Origin of the sequence: Frankia sp. Mgl5 (genome assembly GCF_023242985.1) — a bacterium.
In the GTDB taxonomy this organism is placed as follows: Bacteria; Actinomycetota; Actinomycetes; order Frankiales; family Frankiaceae; genus Parafrankia; species Parafrankia soli.
Genome location: NZ_JALKFY010000642.1, coordinates 21,442 through 27,441, shown reverse-complemented (window position 1 = coordinate 27,441; position 6,000 = coordinate 21,442). Strand labels below are relative to the sequence as shown.

The following is a 6,000-nucleotide window of genomic DNA, read 5'->3' as shown; positions in this document are numbered from 1 at the left end:
GCCCGGCCCCCCGCGGGCCCCCGGGGGGGCCCGGCCCCCGCCCCCCCCCCCCCCCCGCCCCCCCCGGGGCCGGCGCCGGCGCCGGCGTACGGCTACGGGACATGGCCGGCTGAGCCGTCCGAGGTTGCTCCGGGTGATGCGGGCCGGGCCGGCTCGGCACGGCGCAGCGCGAGTGCGGCGACCGTCGCGGCGAACGCCAGCGATCCGAGGGTCTGGGCCTGCCAGCCGAACGCGCCCTCGCCCGAGAACGGAATGCTGTCGGGGCTGACCGCGACGGCGATGCCGGAGCCGACCATGCCAGCCACCGCCAGCACGCCGAGCATCACCGGGAACCGCCGGCCGACGAGGACCAGGACCGGTACCGCGAGCGCCAGCCAGCCCGCTACCAGGAACACCGCGGCTGTCGCCAGCGCCATCCCAGCCCAGGCGCCCGGAACGCGGGTGAGCAGCCCGATCAGCGGGACGCGCCCCGGCTCGAGGCCCAGCGGGTACCCGTCGGGGTCGGAGCGGCGCCGGAGCCGGTGCCGGCCCGGGACGGCCGCCAGGACGATCAGGAGAACGACCAGGGCGAGCCCGATGAGCAGATTGTGCCGGTACTCCTGGCCGGGGAGGTTCTCGATCACGATCGTGCCGGCGGCCCCCGCCGGCACGATCCAGCCCTGCGCCCAACCGTCGAGCCGGACCGCGGTGAGCGGCTTCCCGTCCAGGGTCGCCGTCCAGGACGCGTTCGCGTTCTCCCGCACCGACACGAAGGACCCGGCACCGGCACCGATCTCGATCGTCCGCCGCTCGGCGCTCCACTCCCCGATCCGGGTCGTCCGTGGCTTCTCCGTGCTGGTCGCGGCGGTGGTGCCGACCAGGCTGAGCGAGTCGACGAGCATCGTCGACTGGCCGAGGTCGACGGTGATCAGGTGCTGACCCGGATCCAGGGTGATCTGGTGGCCCTCCGAGCACAGGCTGATGTGGAACGGCCGCGCGGTGGCGAGGTCGCTGTATTTGCCCTCGACCTGGATGTCGTGGCGGACTCCGTCGATCATCAGGGCCGGCCCCTGGCCACATGGGATGACCAGCGGCTCGTCGGAGGAGTCGACTTCGGCGCCGGCCGGCGGCGGGAGGGCGCTCGCGGTGCCGGTGAGGGTGAAGGTGAGGCGGCGGGGCACCTCGAACCGCCGGGAGAGCGTGATCTCCTCGGATCCACCGAAGGGCTGGAGCGGATCGACCCTGGTCCGCTCGAAGGAGTAGGCGACCAGCCCCTCGTCCGGCGCCTGGAACTCGTCGACCATGTCGGCCGGGGCCTGGGCGTACCGCTGGAACCGCACGCCGGGGATCTCGATCTCGCGCAGACCGGCCCCGAGGACGGGGTCGGTCTCCCGGCTGACCTTGTCGAAGGTGATCCTGTACCAGCGACTCATCCCCGGGGGCACCGCCAGCCGCTGGATGTCCTCGATCGGCGAGACCTGGGTGACCGCCGACCCGCGCTCGGTGGTCACCCGCAGCGCCTCGACCTTCGGGCGCCAGTCGCCCTCCTGCAGCAGCCGGATGTCGATGTAGGGCACGGACATCTCGCGGCCGACGTCGAGCTGGATCCACTGCCCCTGGGAGGTCGCGCCCTGACGGCGCCGCGCCGTCCAGGAGGTCGAGGTCTGCCCGTCGACGGCCGCGGACGGCGCGAAGTCGGGGGCCGCGAGCAGGTCGTAGCCGTAGGAGGAGGCCTGCACGGACATCCCGTCGGCGTAGCCGGCGACGGTCTGGTGACCGACCACCGGCCGGTCGACCCACTGGCTCGGCGCGCCGGGCCGGCCGGCGACGGTCTCGTCCGGGCCGAGCAGGTAGGACGCCGAGTCGTGCACGATGCCGAAGGTGTAGTCACGGCGGGTGTTGGTGTCGGTGACGGCCCAGGCCGTCGTGGGCGTGACGACCTGGGACGCCGGCGGAGGATCGGCGATGGGCGCCCGCGTGATCGCGGTGTCGTCGGCCGCGCCGGCCGCCGCGCCGCCGGCGGGGCGGTCCGGCTCGGCGAGGTCCCCGGCCAGCACCACGGCTCGATCGGCGCTGAGCAGCCCCTGGCCGGCGAGCTGCACGGTGGCCTCGGGGCCGCCGGAGACGACGACCCCGGTGTCGACCGGGTAGGCCTGGACCATGCTGGCTCCCCCGGGCACCGTCCAGATCTCGATCGCCGGGACCTTCTCGGCGGACTCGCTCAGGGATTCGACGAGCCGGGCCTTGGCGGCGGTGCGGGCCTGGACCTCGGGCCCGAAGGACGCCGCCCGGACCAGGCCCGAGCTCTCCAGCGAGCGGTGTAGCTGGTCCGTCGACGGCGGGATGTCCCAGTCCTTCTGCTCGATGTCGTTACGCACGAGCACCTGGCCGACCCCCGCGCGGGCCAGCGTCACCCCGAGCCCGGGGGTGGAGCCGGTGGCCATCATGTGCTCGATGCCGTCCATCAGGCGGGTCGTCCCGACACCGCCCAGCGGGATGATGTTGCGCACCCCCCAGGGGGTGCGGGCGAGCCACTGCAGCGGCTCGTCGAGGGGACGGCCCCACTGGTACTCGCCGAACGGGGCGCCCGGCAGGACAAGGGCCCGCCCACCCTCGGGATGGTCCGCGAGCCAGTCGGCCGCCTGGGCCCAGTAGTCCGGCACCTTCGTGAAGGGGCGGGGCTGCAGGCCCTGGCCACGCAGCATCGGCGCCATCCCGGCGACCAGCGTCCCGACCGTCACCAGGATGACCAGCACCGGGACGAGCCTGTGCCGATCATCGCCGGCGCCCTCCGCGCCGCGCCGTGCCCTGCCCGCGGGCCCGGCGTCCTCGGGCGGGCCGGCGGCGCCGGCCCGGACCGCGCCGGGACGCCACGAGAGGGCCACGCCGAGCAGGTGCGCGAGGCCCAGCGCCAGCGGCAGCCGGACGACCGGCTGGAACTTGTAGACATTGCGCAGGAACCCGAACGGCTCGGTCAGCAGCGAGCGGACACCGTCCGCGAGCGGGCTGCCCGGCTGGCCCGGGTAGGCCGCCGCCACCGACACCACCCCGACGGCGAGCGTGACGAGCAGGAAGCGGCGGGCTGGGAGATCCCGGCGGACCAGGCCGGCGAGACCGAAGGCGGACACCACCGCCGAGGCGACGACCGCCAGCGGGGTGCTCACGTACTCTTGGGCCGCCGGCAGCCAGGGGGTCGGCAGCGAGAGGTAGGCCATCCAGTCCGCGGCGCCGCGCAGCGTCTCGCCGACCGAGGTGGTTCCCGTCGTGGTGTCGGCGGTCTCGGTGAAGGGGAGGAAGTTCAGCCCGTAGCGGCCCTGGACGGCCAGCGCGAGCATCCACCAGGCGCACGCCAGCACCACGCACACGCACCACCATGCCCGCAGTGCCCAGGCCCGCCGTGTCGCGCCCGCGAACACCAGGACGACGGCCGGGCAGAGCAGCACACACAGCGTGACGGTCGCGTTGATGCCACCGGTGCACAGCACCGCCAGCCCCGACAGGGCCGCGGCGCGCCGCGGCGACAGACGCGCGGCGGCCAGCTCCCGGGCCCGCTCCCCGGTGTCGTCACGGTGGCCCGTGTCCGCCCCGCCGGCGCCGTCGGGGCGCAGCGCGAGGATCAGCGGCAGGGTCATCCAGGGCAGCATCGCCGCCCCGACCATCGCGACGGACGTCGCGCCGACCTTGCCGAGGAACATGGGCGACAGGGCGTAGCTCAGGCCGGCCAGGAACCGGGCGCTCGGCCGACCGATCCCGAGCGCCTCGGCGAGGCGGACCGTGCCCCAGGCGGCGGTGGTGAGCAGCACCGCCATCCACAGCCGCTGGGTGATCCACGGCGGCACGCCGAGCAGGTTCCCCAGCCCGAAGAAGGGGCCCATCGGGAACAGGTAGCCGGCGTACTGGTTCGGCAGGAAGCCGAAGTCGGACGTCGAGTTCCACAGGTGCGTGGCCGCCGACATGAACCGCCACGGCTCGAGCGGGACGTCGAGCTTGGTGTCGGCCGTCAGCTTCCCCGGTGCCTGGAGGAGGAACAGCAGGACGAAGCCGGCGAACATCGCCAGCAGCGGCCGGCGGGAGGCCCGGCCGGGCGCCGCGCGGGGGCGGTCGGACCGTGACCGGCCCGCCCCGCGGAGGCCGCGGGCAGGGGCTCCCACGGACGTGTGATCGGCGGCCGGGTCGGTCGGACCCGGGCGGACGGCGTGTCCGGCCGGCGAGGAGGAGATGGGAGGCTCCAGGCGATAGTCGGGATTGGCCCGACCTTCATACAACCTCGCACCGACAGGGCTGGGGACCGGTGCGGCCGGCGGGAGCCGGTGACGCCCGCGCGGCGGCCGGTTCCCGCGGCGGCGCGGCCGGGCCCGGCCAGGCTCCGCTGGTCACGGTGCGGGCGCAGGACCGGGGATCTCACCGCGGGAGGGCGACGGGATGAACCGCCCGGTCCCGTGCGCCACGCTCACGGCTGGAACCGCGGGAGCGGGACGCGGCGTGGGGCGGGGCACCGCGGGGGGCCGCGCGGGGGCGGCGGGCAGCGCGGGAACGGCCGCGGGCCGGGCGGGAGCGGCGGCGGTCGTGGGCCGGGCGGCGGGCACCGGCCGGGCAGGTGCGCCGGGCCGGGTACGGGCCGTCGGCCGGGCCGGTGTGCCAGGCCGGGTGGGGGCCGCGGGCACCGGCAGCTGGCCGGGCGGGGCATCCTGCGGTTCCCCCGCACCGCGCGGCGTGGCCGGCCGGCCGAGCAGCTCGGACGCGTCCACGACGCCGAGCTGGCCCAGCCGCTGGCGACGGCTGACCGGCGGGAGCCCGACCCGGCTGAGATAACGGCGGGCCCGGACGACGTCGACGAGCATCGCGGGGGTGTGCCGGGTAATCCGGAAGGTGCCGCCGGGCGTCTCCTCCCAGCGCACGGGTACCTCGGCGATGCGATAGCCCACCGAGCGCGCGATCGAGAGCACCTCGACGTCGAATCCGAAGCCGGTGGAGCGCGCGAGACTGAAAAGAATCTTGGCTTCCGCGTGCCGAAACGCCTTGAAGCCACACTGCGTGTCAGCGACGTCCAGCGCCGCGAGTGAACGCGTAATCTGATTGAAAGCCCAGCTACCGGCCCTGCGGCCGCTTGTCCGGGTGGCTCCGTCGCCGATTCGCCGCGAGCCCAGCGCCACCTCGGCGTGCTCGAGCGCGGCGAGCAGCAACGGCAGGTCGTTCACGTCGGAGGCCCCGTCGGCGTCCATGAAGACGATCGACCGGCCATGCGCGGCCGACACGCCCGCCCTTACCGCGGTGCCCTTTCCGCAGTTCCACGGCAGGCGTACCACACGGTGGTTCGGAAAGCCCTCGAGCAGGTCCTCTGCGATCCCGGCGGTGCCATCGGTGCTGCCGTCGTCGACGACGATCACCTCAGCCCTGGGGATCTTGCCCACGACAGCCAGTAGCCGCGGCAGGGACGCCGGAAGACGAAGTGCCTCGTTGTAAGCGGGAATGACCACGCTCACGGGCACAAGGTCCATTACTCACCCCTCGGCTGTGACGACAGGAGCGATGACCGGACCCTCACCGGATGGAGTCTGTCCGTGGCGACCAGTCTGAATCGCCGAGTTTCGGGGGAGTTGCGTGCTCTGTCAACTTCCTCCCGTCTTAGCGACGTCTGTACGCCAGAGAGCGACAGATCCGCTCGCTTACCGCCCATACCCGCGCAACGATCGCCGCAGATCGGCGCTCAGCATACGGAATGGCCCGAAGATCGACGCCGCTGGGCAGACGGGGTTCTTCATGGTCAGCGACAACACCGGGAACATTGTACGCAACGGCACCAAGGTGCTACTCATCGTTCACATCTACCTCCCGAGAAGCCCCGGATCGTCACATGTGTACCTGGACCCAGAAACAGCACGAAACTTCGGGACCTGACGGCGACGTCGGTGTCGACGGTCGCACGAACCACGGCGGGGATGTCCGGCGGGTGGCCCCGGCGGCACCCCGCGACGGGGCCACCCGCCGCCCCGGGGCCCGATACGACCCGGGTTCTCGACC

At 73.9% G+C, this 6,000-nt stretch carries 2 protein-coding genes; both read right to left on the bottom strand.

Annotated elements, in window-relative coordinates; all coding sequences use genetic code 11:
- Positions 1 to 92 precede the first annotated feature (92 nt).
- Positions 93 to 4,130 (bottom strand): alpha-(1->3)-arabinofuranosyltransferase, encoded by a 4,038-nt coding sequence (locus MXD62_RS20410; protein ID WP_248831115.1) that lies wholly within the window; start codon positions 4,128 to 4,130, stop codon positions 93 to 95.
- A gap of 222 nt (positions 4,131 to 4,352) precedes the next feature.
- The gene (locus tag MXD62_RS20405; RefSeq protein ID WP_248831114.1) at positions 4,353 to 5,477 is read right to left on the bottom strand and encodes a dolichyl-phosphate beta-glucosyltransferase; all 1,125 of its coding nucleotides are present in this window, start codon (positions 5,475 to 5,477) and stop codon (positions 4,353 to 4,355) included.
- Positions 5,478 to 6,000 lie beyond the last annotated feature (523 nt).